Annotated in this window: 17 protein-coding genes; 16 read left to right on the plus strand and 1 reads right to left on the minus strand. The window is 71.0% G+C overall.

Annotated elements, in window-relative coordinates; all coding sequences use genetic code 11:
* Positions 1–102 precede the first annotated feature (102 nt).
* The 13 genes from DMB66_RS17580 to DMB66_RS17640 all read left to right on the plus strand — a co-directional run bounded on the left by DMB66_RS17580 (position 103) and on the right by DMB66_RS17640 (position 12,640).
* Entirely contained in the window at positions 103–411 is a 309-nt protein-coding gene (locus tag DMB66_RS17580; RefSeq protein ID WP_125805173.1) for a hypothetical protein, read from the plus strand.
* Complete coding sequence (locus tag DMB66_RS17585; RefSeq protein ID WP_125805174.1) at positions 411–626, plus strand: hypothetical protein; 216 nt, start codon at positions 411–413, stop codon at positions 624–626. The genes DMB66_RS17580 and DMB66_RS17585 overlap by 1 nt, the downstream gene beginning before the upstream one ends.
* A gap of 377 nt (positions 627–1,003) precedes the next feature.
* Positions 1,004–2,026: a hypothetical protein gene (locus DMB66_RS17590; protein ID WP_125805175.1), complete on the plus strand. Its 1,023-nt coding sequence runs from the start codon at positions 1,004–1,006 to the stop codon at positions 2,024–2,026.
* A 319-nt stretch (positions 2,027–2,345) separates the two neighbouring features.
* A complete protein-coding gene (locus tag DMB66_RS17595) occupies positions 2,346–3,182 on the plus strand; it encodes a hypothetical protein (protein WP_125805176.1) in 837 nt (278 codons plus the stop codon).
* A 170-nt stretch (positions 3,183–3,352) separates the two neighbouring features.
* Entirely contained in the window at positions 3,353–4,975 is a 1,623-nt protein-coding gene (locus DMB66_RS17600) for a DUF4314 domain-containing protein (protein ID WP_199752453.1), read from the plus strand.
* 35 nt (positions 4,976–5,010) lie between these two features.
* Complete coding sequence (locus DMB66_RS17605; protein ID WP_125805177.1) at positions 5,011–5,544, plus strand: hypothetical protein; 534 nt, start codon at positions 5,011–5,013, stop codon at positions 5,542–5,544.
* Between the two features lie 275 nt (positions 5,545–5,819).
* Positions 5,820–6,281: a hypothetical protein gene (locus DMB66_RS17610; protein ID WP_125805178.1), complete on the plus strand. Its 462-nt coding sequence runs from the start codon at positions 5,820–5,822 to the stop codon at positions 6,279–6,281.
* A gap of 173 nt (positions 6,282–6,454) precedes the next feature.
* Entirely contained in the window at positions 6,455–7,036 is a 582-nt protein-coding gene (locus DMB66_RS17615; RefSeq protein WP_125805179.1) for an HAD domain-containing protein, read from the plus strand.
* Between the two features lie 131 nt (positions 7,037–7,167).
* A complete protein-coding gene (locus DMB66_RS17620; protein WP_233624636.1) occupies positions 7,168–7,554 on the plus strand; it encodes a hypothetical protein in 387 nt (128 codons plus the stop codon).
* 842 nt (positions 7,555–8,396) lie between these two features.
* Entirely contained in the window at positions 8,397–9,416 is a 1,020-nt protein-coding gene (locus DMB66_RS17625) for a hypothetical protein (RefSeq protein ID WP_125805181.1), read from the plus strand.
* A 67-nt stretch (positions 9,417–9,483) separates the two neighbouring features.
* Positions 9,484–10,611 (plus strand): hypothetical protein, encoded by a 1,128-nt coding sequence (locus DMB66_RS17630; RefSeq protein WP_125805182.1) that lies wholly within the window; start codon positions 9,484–9,486, stop codon positions 10,609–10,611.
* A 239-nt stretch (positions 10,612–10,850) separates the two neighbouring features.
* Positions 10,851–11,567 carry a hypothetical protein gene (locus DMB66_RS17635; RefSeq protein WP_125805183.1) on the plus strand — a complete coding sequence of 239 codons (717 nt, stop codon included), beginning with the start codon at positions 10,851–10,853 and terminating at the stop codon, positions 11,565–11,567.
* Positions 11,564–12,640 carry a DUF4314 domain-containing protein gene (locus DMB66_RS17640; protein WP_125805184.1) on the plus strand — a complete coding sequence of 359 codons (1,077 nt, stop codon included), beginning with the start codon at positions 11,564–11,566 and terminating at the stop codon, positions 12,638–12,640. Before DMB66_RS17635 ends, DMB66_RS17640 begins: the two co-directional genes overlap by 4 nt.
* A 71-nt stretch (positions 12,641–12,711) precedes the next feature.
* Here DMB66_RS17640 and DMB66_RS17645 read toward each other — a convergent pair whose 3' ends face one another.
* Positions 12,712–12,900, minus strand: a complete 189-nt coding sequence (locus tag DMB66_RS17645; RefSeq protein ID WP_125805209.1) for a DNA-binding protein — start codon at positions 12,898–12,900, stop codon at positions 12,712–12,714.
* A gap of 181 nt (positions 12,901–13,081) precedes the next feature.
* Between DMB66_RS17645 and DMB66_RS17650 the strand changes: the two genes are divergently transcribed.
* The 3 genes from DMB66_RS17650 (at position 13,082) to DMB66_RS17660 (ending at position 16,970) form a co-directional block, all read left to right on the plus strand.
* A complete protein-coding gene (locus tag DMB66_RS17650; RefSeq protein WP_125805185.1) occupies positions 13,082–14,182 on the plus strand; it encodes a hypothetical protein in 1,101 nt (366 codons plus the stop codon).
* A 532-nt stretch (positions 14,183–14,714) separates the two neighbouring features.
* A complete protein-coding gene (locus tag DMB66_RS17655; RefSeq protein WP_125805186.1) occupies positions 14,715–15,170 on the plus strand; it encodes a DUF4262 domain-containing protein in 456 nt (151 codons plus the stop codon).
* A gap of 444 nt (positions 15,171–15,614) precedes the next feature.
* Positions 15,615–16,970 (plus strand): hypothetical protein, encoded by a 1,356-nt coding sequence (locus tag DMB66_RS17660; RefSeq protein WP_125805187.1) that lies wholly within the window; start codon positions 15,615–15,617, stop codon positions 16,968–16,970.
* Positions 16,971–16,999: the final 29 nt, after the last annotated feature.

Here is a 16,999-nt window from a genome sequence, read left to right on the forward strand (position 1 = left end):
AGATCGACCGCGTGCACACCTACTGACACCGGTGGCGGGGCGCCCGGCAGGGCACACCGCCACCCCGCACCACGCAGGACACACAGGAACGGAGAACATCCAATGATCGGAACACTGCAGGAAGAGACAGCCAAGCTGGCCGAGGTCATGGCCAACGCCAGCGCCAGCGTGACTCACCTGGCCTGCTCCGACGTGGACGCCATCGCCCGCGTGCTGGCAGCGGCCGGTTTCGAGGGCACCGCCGTCGGGCTGATCATCGACCACGCCGGGCCGGACGAGAACGGCGAGTACGGCGACGTCGACCAGGGCGCCCTGCACCACCACATCTATGGACCGGCCCGCGGCATCCGGGAGCACGGCGTGTCCCAGAAGCTGCTCCGGATGGCCCGCGACTACGTACGAGCCCTCTGATGAACAACGAACAGCGGGAAGTAACCCAGCTCAGCCCGACCAGGCAGCCGCAGAGGCTTGCGCTGATCACCCCTGACGGCGACCGGCTGGACCTGACGTTCCAGCTCGGACCTGCCGGGCAGGTAGAGCTGGAGGTCACCAGCGGCCCGGGCCGCCAAGCCGTCCGGGTCGACGGCGACTTGGTCCTCGGTGGCGAGGAGAACGAAGGCTACTGAAAGCCGCCTTCTGCCAGATATCACGCGCAACGCAAGCACGCCATCGTGCGGACCCTTCACGGCGAAGTCCGATCGCCATCGCAGCACCGCGGACCTGCGCCATCGCGCTCACGGCGAGCAGCCGTCCACCGGCATCCGTCGCACCGCCGAACACACCCGTCGCCGCAAGCCCTTTTCGGCCGGCCGCGAATCCCGGCCGACTCCGCGCACGACGCTGGCCGGCTGGAGACGGACGAACGGATCCGAGCAACAACCGCTCCAACCAGCGAAATGACCTCCTCACTGCCAACCGCCACCACGACCCGTCGGGCAGCGAGGCACCACCTCGTGGCCGACACGAGGTTCCCGTCCGACCCATCGCAGAGGAGACACCCGCCATGAGCGCCACCCCCAACCACTCCGCCGGCGGCGATCCGGTCGACCCCGGCCGCGACCACGCCCCACGCCCGTGGAACCTGTTCACGGCCCAGCAGACCACCACCCCTCACGCCGGATACGGCACGGCCGATCCCGGTTGCGCCCGGTTCGGGTGCTGCTACTTCGCGACCGACGCCGCCCGGGACCAGTGGATCGCCGAGTTGCGCACCACCAACCCGCGTCAGAGCTTCTACCGGTGGGACCTGGACCGGTCCACCGGCCGGTGGACCGCCCGCCCGCCGGCCGAACCCGACCAGGACGGCCCCGCCATGACCGACGTGCTCGCCGCCCTCGCGCAGCGCATCGTCGACGGACACCCCGACGGCACCGCCACCGTCGGACACTCCACCCTCGCCGTCCAGGTCAGTCCCGATCCCGAGACCGATCCCGCCGCCGACAACCCCGACGCCTACACCTACACCGGCGAGGCCGTCGCCGCGTTCCGCCGCGGTGACTGGGCGTTCACCACCATCACCCTGCAGATCGACAGCTGCGGGGCGCGGGTCCGCGCCACGCAGCGCGGCGTCGACCATGGCCTCGCCGCCCCCGACGACGAACGCGATCAGCTCGCCGGATCGCTGCTGCCCGATCTGCTCGCCGAGGCCGCCGGCAACCTGCGCGCCGCCGCGGACGCCGCCGCCACCTGGACCGGCACCAGCCCGCAGGGACCCGGTGTTCAGCAACGATCGATCCCCGCGACCCTCACCGACAACGGCTACCCGGTCCTCGCGTGGATCCCGACCTTCAGCACCGACGACAGCGCCATCGCCGTCGGCTACCGCCCCGAACCGGAATACGAGCACGCCCCGTACGTCGTCTGGGCGGTCCAGGCGCCGCCCGGCGAGCCCGGCCAGTACCGCATCGTCGACGGCGTATACGACGTCGAAGACCTCGGCGAGGCCATGCTCGAGGCCACCGCTCGCACCGAGCAGGACACCGACCGCATCGGCGACTACGACCAGAGCGACCGCACCCCATCCTGACAGCTGACGGCCCCGCCGTAACCCCGCGACGGCACACCACGCCCGGTTGAAGCCTCGCAAATACGACGCCCTGGGATGACCCACCCGCGGTCCGGTCCTCCTCGCCCGCGAACGTCTGACCAACCCCGGGACCGGCGTGGCCCCAGACCGACAACCGTTCGCGCCGGCGAGCCACGCCCCGCCGTCCGGCAGGTGTGCCCTGCCCTGATGCGCCGTCGACGGCCACACCGACCGGCCCGCCGACGGTGGGCTTTCGCGTGTGGCCGTCGACGGCCGACCCCACCCAGCCCCACCCCTTCGCGAAAGGGATACCACCACGATGCCCACCGACCTGTACTTCGACCTCGCGCCGGCGGTACGGCTGGCCGAACACGCCCTCGCCGCGCCCGGCCACGCCGCCGACCCGGCCGGCCTCAGCGCCCCCGACATCCCGGCCCTGTGGCTGGTCACCGGCGACGACGGGATCTGGCTGGCCTCCAACGGCCTGCCCGGCCTTGCCGTCGACGTGCTGGACCCGGCCGCCGGCGCGAGCCGGGTGTTCGCCCACGGCTGGGCGCCGGGCGACCCCGCGTTGCCCGGCCGGCTCGCGACGCTCGACCTGCGCCCGGTCACCGTGATCGGCGTGCTCGCCGAACCCATCGACGTGCTGCCGGACCTGCTTCGCGCCGGCCACCGGCGGTTGCGGCTCACCGTCGACGGGGCGTGGAGCACGGTGCGGGTCGATGACCCGCGGCCCGACGACATCACCGGCGAACCCACCGACCCGGTCACCAACTGGCTGCAGGACGCGCTCGGCCAGACCGTCACCGGCCGGCCGTGGCGCGCCGACCTCGGTCACCAGTGCCGCGCCCACGCCGGACTGGCCCGGCTGCTCGACAAGGTCGCCGACGCCTTCGACGACCAGACCAGCAGCCTGCTCGCCATCACCCACGACCTGAGCCAACACGCCCGGGACGCCGCGACCGACCTGGCCCGCCACGGCTGGACCAGCACCGCCACCCTTCCCGCGCAACTGCTGGCCCAGCACGACCTGCAGTCCCGACACGAAGTCCTGCGGAACCTGCTCGCGCAGCTGTACGCGACCTGGCACGACTCGCGCACCGGCAGTGGCTGCTGCCGGCCGGTGTCCGACGGCGACCAAACCACGGCCGGCTAACCCTCGCGACCAACAACATTCTCTCCCGGCCGCCCACGTCGTGGACGGCCGGACGCATGCCGCGGCCCACCTGCCGTGACGTCGTGCGCCTGGATGCGCCCGCGCCAGCGAGGCCGGTGACATACCCGCGCGTGATCCCGAAGTCCTCGCACATCGATCGGAGAAGCCACGTGACCACCTATCACCCCGGACAGCGGGTCATCCTGACCCACCTCGGCACCCCGGACACCGGCCTGCGGGCCGGTGACCAGGGAACCGTCCACGAGTTCGACGCCGACCAGCAGACCGTCGCCGTCGACTGGGACAACAGCACCCACCGCCTCATCCACCTCGGCCACGGCGACCACATCGAACCGCTACCCGCCAGGCCCCCGGCGACCGACGGCCCGGAACCGACGTGGGATCAGCTGATCGCCGCCGTCCGGGCCTTCGGCGCCCAGACGGGACGCGCTGCCGCCGACGCGTGGCGCCAGGAGAGCATCGGCGAGGCCAGTAGCGGCGAGGCGAAAGCGACCGCGCGCGACACCCTCACCGGCATCGACGACGACGATCCCGACGTGCTCAACGGCCTACCGTCGTTCGCCACCGCCGACGGCACCGTGACACCGCCCGCCTACGCGGGCCTGTCCGCGCTGCTCACCGGCGACGCCATAGCGTGGCGGCCGGAAAGCTCCGGGCAATGGGCACCCGCCAGCGCAGCCTTCCAGGACGCCTACGACACCGCCGCCCTCGCCCGGGTCACCGAGATCTGCCGCATCATCGCCAGCCCGACCGGCGACGGCCGGGACCTGTCCCACCTGCACCCCGACCAGGTACGACTCGGCAGCGCCGGCGTGTTCTCCGGCGAATGGATGCTCGAAGACGACGGCTGGCGCGAGTGCTACCGGATCGGGTTCGCCGGCACCCTGATCGGCGACTGGAACGGCTGGGCCGTGTTCTCCTGCACCCGGCAGGTCACCGACGCGATCGTCGCCGACCTCGAGCAGGACCGCGAGGCCGAACGCGACAGGCTGCGCACGGCCGGTGTCGCCGAGCAGGACCTGGAACGGCGCGTCAGCACCACCCTGACCGATCTTCGGTTCGACGGGGACACCCTCGTCGCCGACCAGCGGGTCATGCAGGGCGACCCGCAGGCCATCGAACGGGTCGACCCCGACATCGACGGCCGGTACGTGGTCATGGGACGCAACTGGTGCTGGGAAGCCGTCGACCCGAACCGGTGCACCCGGATCGTCGGTGACCTACCCGACCCCGACCAGCGGCAGCAGTTCGTGCCGCTGGCCCACACCCCCGCGATGCGGCTACCCGACGACCGGCTGACGCTGACCCTGCTCGAGCACTGGCCCGTGCACGGCGGGCTGGCCTACGTCGCCGCGCTCACCCTGGACGGGCAGCGGGTCGCCACGGTCGGCAACGACGGCGCCGGCGGCGGCACCGACCTGGTGCTGTCCGGGCCGGCCTTCGGCGACCCGCAATGGCGCCACTACCTCGACCGGTGCCGCTACGACGGCCAACCGGTCACCCAGCAACGGCTGCTGGACGCGCTCGCCGACGAGGTGTACCTGGACGCGGCCGTCGCCCAGGCCGACCGGGACGGCGGCACCCAACTGCGGCTCGTCGACCCTGAGGGCCGCACCCTCGCACTGCGGCCGATCATCCCCGCACCCCGTGACCTGCAGGCCCTGCTGGAACTCGGGCCTGAGCTCGCCCGCGAACCCGGCACTGGCCAGTGGCAGATCTGGGACGGCCGCACCTGGTTCACCGTGTCCAGCTCGACCCGCCGACCCGGCTGACCAGCCCCCAACCTGAACGACCACGGAGGTCCCGCATGCACGCCGCGATCACCCTGCGCGCCCTGTACTTGCCCGCGGGAACCACGATCGACCTCGACTCCGCGAAAGCAACAGTCACCGAGCTGTGCCAGGCGGCGACTCTTGACGAGCTGAACCTGCTGTTCCGCGAGGAGTGGCTCGACTGGGACACGCTGCCGGGTTCGCAGGACTGGCCGCATGACTGGCCGGAGTACCCGCTTCCCGCGCTGGCCGGTGTGCTGCGCGCGGGCGCCGAGCAGACATTGCACCGGCGACTCGACCGGCTTGCCGCGTCCCTGCACGGCCGCGACGTCGTCCGTTTCCGCGTCGGCGACGGCGACGGCGTCGACGCCTACGTGACCGGCGGGCTCGATGCCGATGACGCCCTCACCGACGCGTACGACTCGTGGGGCGTTGTCGTCGCCACCGATCCCGACCGGTTCCCCGAAGGCTGGGCCGGCCAGATCGGCGCCGCCGCCGGACTCCTACGCCCCGACGGTGCCGGACCCGCAATGCGCACCGTCCCCGTCACCTTCCACCGGTGGGCCTGAGTACACCCGCCCACCCAACGCGCGGACACCTTCACCCGCAACGACCGCTACCACCCTGCCCGGCACAACCCCGACTCCGCTTCCCGGGCGACCCTCACGCACGGCACGACCGCCGCAGGCGATTGACACCGCCCCGCGTCCCGCCCGCCGCCTTCCGCATCACCGGCTGCCGGCCCGCCGGCCGTGACTTGACCGTCGCGATCGCACACGCATGGATCGTGTCGGCGCCATGCGGCGGCCGACGGGCTTCCATCGCCGACGATTGGAGATCACCCATGCCGTATATCCGCATCGATGACGACGTGTGGGCGCATCTGCGCCGACACGGACGGAGGGGCGACACCCACAACGACACCATCCGTTCCTTTCTCGGGCTACCCAAAGCCGAGTACGTCACGTCTGCGAAGGAGCCGCCTCTGTACGGCAAGCTGATGCCGCTCATCACCGCCGGACTGCTCACCAAGGGCGACACCGTCACCTGGCATCGCCCCCAACGCGGCGAGACACACACCGCGACCGTCGACGCCAGCGGGTGCCTCGTCACCGCCGACGGCGCGGTCTTCCACACCCCGGACACCTGCGCCAGTTCGCTCGTCGGCTTCCCGTGCAAGGGCTGGCCCAAGTGGCGAACCGCCGCCGGGGACAGCCTGCAGCAGCTACGCGAGCGGGCAGCGGCTGCGAACCCTCCCGGCCACGAGCGTAACGCCACGACGGGTCGGCACGACTCCACGCCGTGAGGACGGCCTACGGGCCCGTTCCCGGACCGCCGAGACCACCGAGACCACCGAGCGCGCCACACGGGCCGGCCCCGGCTGGCCGCGACCGCGACCTGATACGAACAACCGGTCGGGCCGCTGGGCGGCATCCACCGCACCGGCGGCCCAGCCCCATCCCGTGAAAGGTACCGCCCATGCACGCAGACCCTGCGTCGCCGGTCGTCGCCGTCGACGTCGACGGCGTCCTCAACCCCGGCGCCGGACCGGCGTCCGAGCAGTTCGGCTACCGACCACACCGCTACGACGGACCCAGCCCGGCCGGTGAACACGTCACCGGCACCCTCTGGCTGCACCCGCAGCACGGCGACTGGCTGCGAGAACTCACCAGCCGCGGCGTCCTGCTGGTGTGGAACACCAGTTGGGGCCCGCTCGCCGCGAGCCGGATCGGCCCACGCCTGGGCCTGCCCGCCGACCTGCCCGTCATCGAACACCGCTACCACGGCGTCACCTGGGGCCGTCAGGGAAAACTGGTCGGGCTCTACGCCTGGACCGGCGCTCGGCCGGTCGCCGTGCTCGATGACGAGCACGGCGGCAAGGACCTCGACCACGCGCAGCAGCGCACCGCCGAGGGCATCCCCACGCTGCTGGTACCGGTCGACGGATACACCGGCCTACGCCGGCACGACATCGACCAGGTGCACGCCTGGCTCGACACGCTGCCCCGGCCGGCCCGGCCAATGCCACCCGCCACCGATCCACCCAGACCAACCCCATGACCCGATTCCCCGCGCGGGGCCGGACCAAGGGCCTTACGGCCGGTCCTGGCCCCGCGCGTCACGCACCCGCACAGCGTTCCGCCGCCCCGGTGGGACCTTGTACGAGATCGAGGAGCACCATCATGGACCCCATGCCGCACGACTACGACGACCCGGACGACACCGGCAGCGACCTCAGCGTCGGCGACCCCGTTCTCGGCAAGAGCCGCATGCTGTCGCGGCAATGCGCCACCTGCATCTTCCGGCCCGGCAACCTCATGAACCTACGGGAAGGCCGGCTGCGGGACCTGATCGCCGAGACCCGCGCTGCGCAATCCTTCATCGTCTGTCACTCCACGTTGCCGCACTTTCGGTATCCGCAGACGCAACCCGCGATCTGCCGCGGCTTCGCCGACCGCTACAGCACACAGGCCCTGCAGGTCATCGAACGGATGTGGGGATTCGTCGAAGTCGACCCGCCGAGCGAGCAACCGGAACCTTCAACCGTCGACCCTGGCCAGGACGCACCGCAACCCTGACCCGGCTGCCTCTCGGGGCAGTCATCCATCGTCCCGAGCAACGGACGGGCCGCGTGCGGGATGTCACCGACCCTGGACGGTTGTGTCGCCGACGCCGTGGTAACGACCTGCTCACCGACGCCGGCATCCTCACGTGCGTGCGATGCGCCTACCAACTCCGTTGAACCGCCGGTGAGGTCCACCCGGTGATGCTGGTCGACGAGCAACCCGACCCGGTCGGCGTGCCCCGCCTACCGAGGACTCGCTCGGCTCGCCGCAACGTCCACCGATTCCCGACTTGACCTTTGTCAAAAGGCGAGCGTCGATCTGTCCTAGTCGCTGTCCGGTGTTCTTGACCAGGGCAGACGCCATTTCGAGGCGAGCCGTCAGGCGGTGACCGTCTCGTATGCGTCACGCCTACCGACGGAGGTCACCGCCATGGCGTCGCCGCACCGTCCTAAGCAACAAGACCCACCTCTGCACGGCCGCAGGCCAGAACCGGACGACCTCCACGACCACACGTTGTGGGCGCTGGCAGCCGTCATCACCGCGGCCCACCGCGCCGGAATCGACGGTTTCTGCACGAACCTGCAATGCCACGGTCAGCGAGCGCCCTGCGATCCCGCTCGTAGTGCGCACGCCGCCGCCCAGTTGTCCGCTGGGCACCGGCCTCTTCCGCGCCGCCACCAGCGATCGGCATCCGGCGTGGGGGTGCTCCGCCGTGTTCTGCGGGCCGAGTGGCCTCGCCGGACTGCTCGAGCCGCCTGAACCCACCGCAGCAGTCGCCGCCACGCCCGTTCCGACGGTCTTCGCCCGTTCCGGCGGCCCCTCGCCGCCGCCCAACCAGACCAAGAGGACCACCCGTGAACTTTCTGCCCAACGACACCCTCGTCGGATACGCCCGTACCGCCGTCGACCTGCGCGCCCGCATGATCGACTACAACAGCAGTTCCATCGCCATGAGCTACCTGGAAGCCCTGTTCGAGGGCATGCCAGCCGAATACGGCACCATGACCCCGGACCTGCTGACGGCGATCCACAACGTCACCGGCAGCCCGTGGCGCATCGGCGAACCGTACATCGTTGCCCCCGCCATGACGGCGATCATCGCCGCCGCCGCAGAGGCCCTCGACCTGTCCGGTGAGGTGCTGCCCGACGACATCGCCCCCGACGACCAAGGCGTCGTGTTCTTCCCCGAACCGCTCTACCACCGTGGTCACACCGGCAAAGTCTCCTCGATCGGTGCGATCACCTGGTCCCGCGTCACCAGCACCACGGGGCGGTCGTCCTGGGTCGTCGCCGGATGGGCCGACCAGCACGACCAGTACGACCCGTCGGTCGCCCGCCGCCGCGCCGACCTCGCGCACTGGCCGGACCTCGCCCGCCTGCTCGGCCCCTACCTGCTGTCCGACTACACCGAGATCCCGATCGGCCGCCCCGTCGAACGCCCCGAACTCCCCGTCGTCGACGACGCCGAACACGACTGGGAACCCACCCCGGACGGCCGGTTCTGCATCGACGAGGCCACCGCCCGTACCCGAGGCTGTACCGCCATCGCCTACGCCTTCTGGTGCATCCAAGCCCAACCCTTGGCCACCGTGGCCGCCGCCCCGATGGACCGACCGGCCCGCCGCCGCGCCGCCCGCGCCGCCATCAAGCACGACACCCGCGTCGTCATGCTGCGCCGTACCAGCCCGCTCGCCGAGCCCGGCGACGGCGAACCGAAGTGGCACTACCGCGTCCGGTTCGTCGTACGCGGCCATTGGCGGCGCCTGACCGACCGCGACGGCAACCCCTACCGCATCTGGATCAACGCCCACATCAAAGGCCCCGACGGCGCGCCCCTGCTGCACGGCGAGAAAGTAGCCGTCCTCGCACGCTGAACGCGCCCTCCCAGCATCCACGACATCCCGCCTCCAACTGATCCCTCACAGAGCGGAGAAATCAACGATGACCGACACGACCGTCGGCCGGCCCGTCGACGACACCGGCGACTCCGGCTGGATCGCCGCGTGGCTGAGCCCCGGCGACCTCTACCGAGGCGAGCCTCTCACCGACCAGGAAGGCGGCATCGAGCTGTTCGACGGCTCGATCCTTGCCGGCTCCCAGCGCGGCCTCGCCCAACTGGGCCACGCCCTCGTGCAGCGCTTCGACGCTCACGACACCGCCACCGCCGAGCCCGCTGCCAGCGACGAGCACGGCACCGCCGCCCTGGTGGCCGTGCTCGTCCCGGCCGGCGCCACCGCCGCCACGATCGACGCGCATCTGGCCGCGCCGATGCGTTTGCTGCCCGCCGACCGGTACCGGCTCGGCGGTGAGTTCACCGGGGCCTGGGATCCCGGCTACAACCCGTGCACCGATCCGGCCAACTTGCGCGGCTGCGGCACCTGCGCGGCCACAGGACACCCCAGCCGGACCTGCCCGGCCTGCGGCGACGCCGGTCGCATACCGGGCACCGTCCTCGCGCCCAGCGACCAGTGGGTCGCCCACCCCGGCGACCTGATTCCGCTGGCCCGGCTACTCGACCCTGGGTGGAGATTCCCGACCGGCGAGAACCTCATCCCCCCTCGCGAGACCACCGCCCCGGATCTGTACGCCGACGACCGCTTCTACGGCCTGCGGACGCTGGACAAGTCCACCTCCGGCGAGATCTCCACCGGCCTGCGAACAGTCCTGAACGCGCTGCTGCGCCACCGTCGCCCGCTCGATGAGCCGTTCGACCCCGCCGACTGGCAACTGGCGATCGTGGCCGCCCGCAGCACGGACACCGCGCACCGGGAAACACCGGCCGGCACCGAGCCGGTGACGACCGGACACGAACGCCAGTACGAGCCCACCGCCGGGCTGCGTCGCTCGCTCACCTACCGCGACCTGCTGATCGAGATCACGGAGCAACTGCGGTACGTGCCCGCCGAACACACCGCCGAGGTGCTGGACACGCCGGTCCAGGTCGATCTGGTCGGAGGTCACACGACCCTGGCGCACATCACCGTCGAGGAGGGTTACGCCGCCGATGCGGACGAGGATCCGTCCGAAACCCAGCCATGGCAGCTGCGGCTGACCCCCTGGCTGGTGTGAGGACGCTGTGTGGCCGGCCGTCCAGGGCTAACCCGGACGGCCGGCCACCCGCCATGCCGAGCGGAACCCTTCCCCCCGTGCGGCCGGACCCGGGTGCCCCGGCGGGCTGCTCATCCCGATGCCTGCGGGCCGACGCAATGCCAACCGATCCGGGCCGAGTGCCGCACCCACAACCCAGCCCGACGCCTGTGATCAGCGACCACCGGTCGCGGATCACGCCTTTTGGAACGGAGTATCTGTTGCTCGACATCGACGACTGGCCGCTGCCGCGGTCGCTCACCATCGACCAGACGTTGCGGGATCTCACCGAACACGCCGGCTTCTACCTCGCCGAGGACGAATTCGACCAGACCTGCGCGGACAGCCCCCATCTGATCCTGCCGTGGATCGCCGCGGCGGGCCGCTACGCCACCACCGCATACCAGCTGCAGCTGCTGCACCGGCCCGTCGACTGGATGCGCCGCGAGTTGGCGCCCGACAGCGACCAGGAAACCGGGCAGCTCGCCACCTACGCCGACAACCTGCGCCGGCTCCTGGGCCAGCACAAAGAGCTGACCGAAGCGCAGGCCGCCGCCCATCGCGAGTTCCTGCACGCCTGCGCCCAGCTGGAGGCCTATAGCCTGTTGCAGGCCGACGACCGGCAGTGGCGCGAGATCCCGCTGATCGCCCGCGGGCTCACCGAGCCGACGACCGTGTCCGTGCCGGACAACGCCCGTGCCCCCTGGCCCCTGGTCAAAGCCGGCCCACGGCTGATCAACGCGCTCGTCGACCTGCGAAGCGAGCCCGACCCCGGTGCCCCGGTCCTGCGGGGCGCCCTGGCCGGCATCGTGCGGCTCGACCACGACGGCACCACAGCGTGGCTGCTGCCCGACACGAACCAGCAGTACTGGCTGCACGGCTTCGCCTGGACGGACCCGCGAAACTGCACGGCGAATCCCGAAACGGAGGAACGATGACCTACCAGCCGGGGCAGCGGATCACGCTGGTGTGCACCAACGATCCGCACACCCGTCTTCGGCCCGGCGACACCGGAACCGTCGTCGGGCACGACCCGCACCAGCAGACGGTCTACATCGCCTGGGACAGTGGCTCCACCCTCGCCATGTGCCTCGACGCCGGAGACCGCATCGCACCCGCCGCCGTCGACCCGGCGGCCGACAGCCGCGACGATCCCGCGCCGCCGGCCGCGACGATGCTGCGCCAGTGGTACGACGCCGGAGCCCAGCACGGCCGCGACACCGGCGACCGGTGGGCACACACCACCTTCGCCCGGTGCGCCGCCGCGGACGCCGTGGCACTGGCGCACCGCCTGCTGACCGGCCTGGACAACACGGACGACGACATCGCCGATCTGCTGCCCGACATGGCCGGCTCGGGTCGCAGCATCTTCCCCGCCCAGGCGGACGTGCCGGCGGAGCACCATCAGGCGGCCGTCGACGCGTACGCCGACGGCTACGACGACACCGTCCTCGAACGCGTCGCCGTGCACTGTCGAACGGTGCTCGCGTTCCCGGACCAGCCGTGGCAGATGCTGCCACACCTGCACCCCGACCAGATGCGGGTCGGTGCCGTCGGCGTGTTCGCCGGCAGTTGGGCGGGGCGGACCGGCCCGCTCGGCCTGGCCCGCGTCCCGGTCGGGTTCGCCGGAACCCTGCTCGAGGTCGGCCCCGACGGGCGGGCGGTGTTCGCCTGCGACAGGCAGGTCGCCGAGGCGATCGTCGCGGACCAGCAACGCCAACGCGACCACTGGCTGCGTGCGCTGATCAGCCTCGGGGAAGACCCCGACCTGTGCGCCGCCGCGATCGAGCAGTCCTACGCCACAGTGCGGTTCGACGGCGCCACCCTCGTCATCGACGAGACGTCGCTGCCCGACGTCCCGGAGACGGTGACCCGGATCGACCCAGACCTCGACGGCCGGTACGTGGTGATGGGCGGGGTTTGGGACTGGCGGCCGGTCGACCCCCAGCTGTGCGACCGCATAGCCGGCGACGTCCCCGCACCCAGCGGGCGGCACGATTCGTGCCGCTGACTCACGCGGTTCGTGGAAGGAAGAGGTTGCACCCGGTTCCCGGGCCCGACGACCAACGAGGGAGCTGACCTCTACGCCTGCTCGGCGTCGCCCTCATCTCGGCGGTGGGCCTTCATCCACACCTCAACATCATCGGTCCGCCAGACCTTGCCCTGCGCCAGATCGGCGACCGGTGCCGGGAAGTCCGCACGACTGGTGATCTGGTAGGCACGCTGGCGGCTCACACCGCCCAGACGGATACGGATCTCGTGCGCGCCCATGAGGCTGATCAACTTCGTCACACCCACGACTCTAGGCTAGTGACCAGGGGCCTGTCACGACGCTAGTTGTCGCCCGACAGGCGGCGAGAGATCCGCGACAAGTCCCTTGGCCGGGCTACCCGCCGGACTGCCGGCCGTCCGGGCAACCGGTAACGTCGGGCCGGCCAGTAAGGGAGGTGCCGTGTCCAACAACGATGCCCCACCCAGGTTTGTCCCGCCCAACGACGACCACATCGACCCCACGGAGGCGGCGCAACGATTCTTCGAGGCGTTGAAGACGGTCGACAAGGAACACCCCGACGTGCGGCTCATCTCCGCTCACGCCGCAGTCACCGTCGCCGCAGCCCTGCACGACTACGAGGACGTCTCGGAGGAGAACGATCGGCTCACCGCCCAGAACCGCAAACTGGCCGCCCGGGTCGCCCGGATGGAGCAGGCGGCCAAACAGGCCAAGCGCAACCTGAACGAGGCGGTCGCCGCCGCCGGCGAGGCACGCACCGTCCTCAGCGCTGAACGCCGCCTGCGGCGGCGCGCCGAACAGGCCCGCGACCAAGCGCTGACCGCCAGCGCTCCGCAACCGGCCAGGGACGGCGGCGAGATCGGGCAGCTGCGCGCCGAGCTCCAGCAGGCCCACACCGAACTCGACGAACTCGTCGCTACGGTCGAGGCAGCCGACATCGAACGCGACGCCGCGATCCAGCGACACGCGATGCTGGCGATCCGGCTCGCGACGCTGGACATGGAGGAGCAAGACCAGCCGGTCGAACCACCGGCAGCGGCCAGCTTCGCCGAGGTCCTCGCCCACGCGGAGCATCCGCTCCTGGTGCTGAGCCTGGACCAGTCGATCACCAAGGGGCTCGACGAGCACACCCACGCGTCTGGGTGGCGCCGAAGCGTCGCCGCCACGCTCGCGACCATGATCGCCTACGCCACCGTGAAATCCGACGCCCGGCAAGCGGGACAATCAGCCGGCCCTGACCTGGCCGACCTACGGGCCTTCACCCGCAGCGGTCACGATCATGTGCAGATATCTCCCACCCGTGTCGCACTGTCGGAATCGGTCGCCGTCACCGGCACCGACCGGCTGGCCCAGCAGCGCAGGTTCCCCGTGCCGCGTTCCGTCGATGCGGCCGGGACCGCGCTCGTGCTCGCGCACGTCCGTATCGGCCGACGACCTCCGGCACCACGGTTGTACTACCTCGACCGTACCGACATCCCAGGCGACGGCAAGATCTACGTCGTCTATCTGGGCCCGCACCTGGACAACCGCCTCACCAACTGAGCCGAGCGACGACGACGATCGTGTAGCCGACCACTCACTGCGGTGCCGCAGTGAGCACAGCGGAAAGATCCGAATTGCCGTCGCGCAGACTGAGGTCGCACGGATCCGGGAGCGAACGGACCAGCGATCCGCGCCGCGACACGCCAAGCTGCTGACCAGGGGCACGCCTGGCTCACTCCGGGGAAGGGCGCTCTGTCCGGCAACGGCCGCAGCGTCGGCGCCCCGTTCTCGGCAACAGCCGAACGCTGTCGCGGCAAACCGCGCCACCTGCATCGTCAGGCCCGGCAACCGCATGCACCTGCGGGAGGGACGGCTGCGGGACCTGGTCGCCGAGACCCGCGCCGCGCAAGCACTCATCGCCTGCGGGGTCCACTCTGCCGCACTTCCAGTATCCGGATGCCAACCGCGATCTGCCGCGGCGTCGCCAAGCCGGGAATGCGGCTCGCCTCCAGACCTACTCACACACGCGTACCAGCGACGATCTCCACCGCGTCAACCCAGCAAACCACTCGACAGAATCGAGGACCAATCCATGACCGGCACCGACGACGTCATGCGACGTCAGCAGGAAGTGATCGACCGGCGCGGGTGGGCGGTCACCGCCGTCTTCCCGACCGCCGACGACCCAGGCGCCCCGTTCGCCTACACCATCGGGCTCACCGCCCACGGCCACCCGGAACTCATCATCGCCGGGCTCGACCCCGCAACCTCCCAGATGCTGCTCGACGACCTCGCCCAGCGGGTCTTCGACCGCGCGGAGCGGTTCACCGCCGGCCAACGCATCAGCGACCTGCTGCGCGGCTACGACGCCGTCATCATCGAGGGACCCGCCACCGAGGCGCTGCATCCCGGTACCGCGTTCGCCCGGTACGGCAAGGACCGCGTCACCCTGCAGCAGGTGGTCTGGCCCGACCAGCACGGCCGGTTCCCGTGGGAGCCGCAGTACGCCATCGACCCGCAAGCACAGCCGCTGCTCGGTCGGCCGTAGCCAGCACCATCCTCGGCTCCTGCGCCCTGCTCGGCGAAGCGATCACCGCCAGCCGTGCTTCGCACCGCCGACATCGGGGTGTGCACGGCCTCACCGACTCCTAACTGGACGAGGCGGCGCACCTGCTCGGCATGCGCTGACGCAACCGCCGCAGCAAGCACCGCCCAAACCCTGAACGTCCGTCCCACCCCGGCCTCGGGGGAACCGCGCCGCCAGCGTGTGGTCCGCCCCCGGCCTCGGGGTGGACTACGTCGGCACCGGTTTCCCCGAGCCGCCCGCCGCGCCCGCACCCGGGCGCCCGACGAGAAATGGGGAAACCGCACATGCGACCCGTCACCTGCACACCAGGCGCGCCCCGCGATATCGGCGGCAACCGCGCCACGCCCCGTGGGATGCGCCGCACCCCTGACCAGGTTGGCCCGGCCGGACCGAAGGCGGCCTGCCATGGGTGAGCACGTCACCATCGAACACGGCCACGACGTCGCCATCGACGTTCACGGCTGGGTCGCGCAACGCGTCGGCGACGACCTCACCGAGCTGACCGCGTCGCTGCACAACTGGGGCCGGCTGCAACACCTCACCTACAGCAGCCTCGACTGGATCACCCGCGCCGAACTGTGGTGCCAGGCCCGTGGATACGACATCGGCGAGAGCGGCCCGATCCTGCACGACCACTACCAACTGTCGGCGCCGGTGACGTTCCTGCTCGCGGTCGCCGGCGACCACGGCACCATCGCGATCGTGTCGGTCGACGACGAACCGCCGACGGTGTACCGCGACATCACCACCGACGAGGGCTACTGGTACCAGGTCGACAGCCTCGACATCGCGTGCGGATGCGGGCGCCGCTGGAACTGGACCGGTAACGAGCTCATTGACGCGGACGGCGCCGCGACCACCGTGGCCGCCGTGTTCGGCGACACGCCGCACACGCCGTTCACGCCCTGCCCCGACTGCGCCGCCTACGACAACCAGCTGACCGACGAGCTCTGCCCCACCCCGGGAGCCGACCCGATCCTCTGCCCGCACTGCGGCAAGCGCTGTGACCTCGAACTGGCCGCCGTGGCCACCTACCCGCAGCAGCGACCCCACGCGGTCCAGGTGACCGAGACGGTGGACTACACCGGCTGGGTGCTCGCCGTCGACCCGGACGACGCCGACGACCAAGCCCACCGGCTACTGGCCGAAGGCAACCAGAACCCCGGCATCGGCCACCTCGAGGTGATCCACCGCGACGTCGAGGTCATGGCCAACGACGGCCGCGATACCTGCTGGCGGTGCCGCACCGATCCGAACACACCCAACCCCGCCTGCCCGCACCCGGCACCGCGCAGCAGCACCGCCGGACGAGCCGCCAACGCCGGCACACCCGCACTGAATTTCGACCCGCTCGCCGCTACCGCCTGGCTGCGCGCCTCCCACCGTGAGCACCCCGGCACCACCAACGCTGCCGTGTTGGGCGTAGACGGGGAGGACTTCGGCTGCAGGACGGACGGCTTCCTCAACACCCTCGACGACCTCCTGGCCGCTAACCCCGCCGGGCTGGTCCGCCGGGCCGACGTGCAGGCAGTACAGATGTGGCGCATCGACGACGGCGACGCCCCCGACCAGGGCGCGGTGATCACCGTGGACCTCGCCAACGATGTTCGCCTGGCCACCGCATACCAGGACATCAAGCACATCGCCGACCGTGACCTGCGCGGAATCGCGGCCGCGGTATCCGCCCTGGCCCACATCGCCGGGCAAGTATCCGACGTGGTTCGCACCTACCAGCGCATCACGCCCGCCTACCAGCCGTAACTCGGCGATCGGCGCAAGTCCCGGCGTGG

The organism is Actinoplanes sp. ATCC 53533, from assembly GCF_003947245.1.

Coding starts and splice junctions, on each gene's coding strand:
- DMB66_RS17610 (WP_125805178.1), top strand. CDS start 5,820: ATGCCGTATATCCGCATCGATGACGACGTGTGGGCGCATCTGCGCCGA.
- DMB66_RS17645 (WP_125805209.1), bottom strand. CDS start 12,900: ATGGGCGCGCACGAGATCCGTATCCGTCTGGGCGGTGTGAGCCGCCAG.
- DMB66_RS17630 (WP_125805182.1), top strand. CDS start 9,484: ATGACCGACACGACCGTCGGCCGGCCCGTCGACGACACCGGCGACTCC.
- DMB66_RS17595 (WP_125805176.1), top strand. CDS start 2,346: ATGCCCACCGACCTGTACTTCGACCTCGCGCCGGCGGTACGGCTGGCC.
- DMB66_RS17580 (WP_125805173.1), top strand. CDS start 103: ATGATCGGAACACTGCAGGAAGAGACAGCCAAGCTGGCCGAGGTCATG.
- DMB66_RS17620 (WP_233624636.1), top strand. CDS start 7,168: ATGCCGCACGACTACGACGACCCGGACGACACCGGCAGCGACCTCAGC.
- DMB66_RS17615 (WP_125805179.1), top strand. CDS start 6,455: ATGCACGCAGACCCTGCGTCGCCGGTCGTCGCCGTCGACGTCGACGGC.
- DMB66_RS17655 (WP_125805186.1), top strand. CDS start 14,715: ATGACCGGCACCGACGACGTCATGCGACGTCAGCAGGAAGTGATCGAC.
- DMB66_RS17660 (WP_125805187.1), top strand. CDS start 15,615: ATGGGTGAGCACGTCACCATCGAACACGGCCACGACGTCGCCATCGAC.
- DMB66_RS17590 (WP_125805175.1), top strand. CDS start 1,004: ATGAGCGCCACCCCCAACCACTCCGCCGGCGGCGATCCGGTCGACCCC.
- DMB66_RS17585 (WP_125805174.1), top strand. CDS start 411: ATGAACAACGAACAGCGGGAAGTAACCCAGCTCAGCCCGACCAGGCAG.
- DMB66_RS17640 (WP_125805184.1), top strand. CDS start 11,564: ATGACCTACCAGCCGGGGCAGCGGATCACGCTGGTGTGCACCAACGAT.
- DMB66_RS17605 (WP_125805177.1), top strand. CDS start 5,011: ATGCACGCCGCGATCACCCTGCGCGCCCTGTACTTGCCCGCGGGAACC.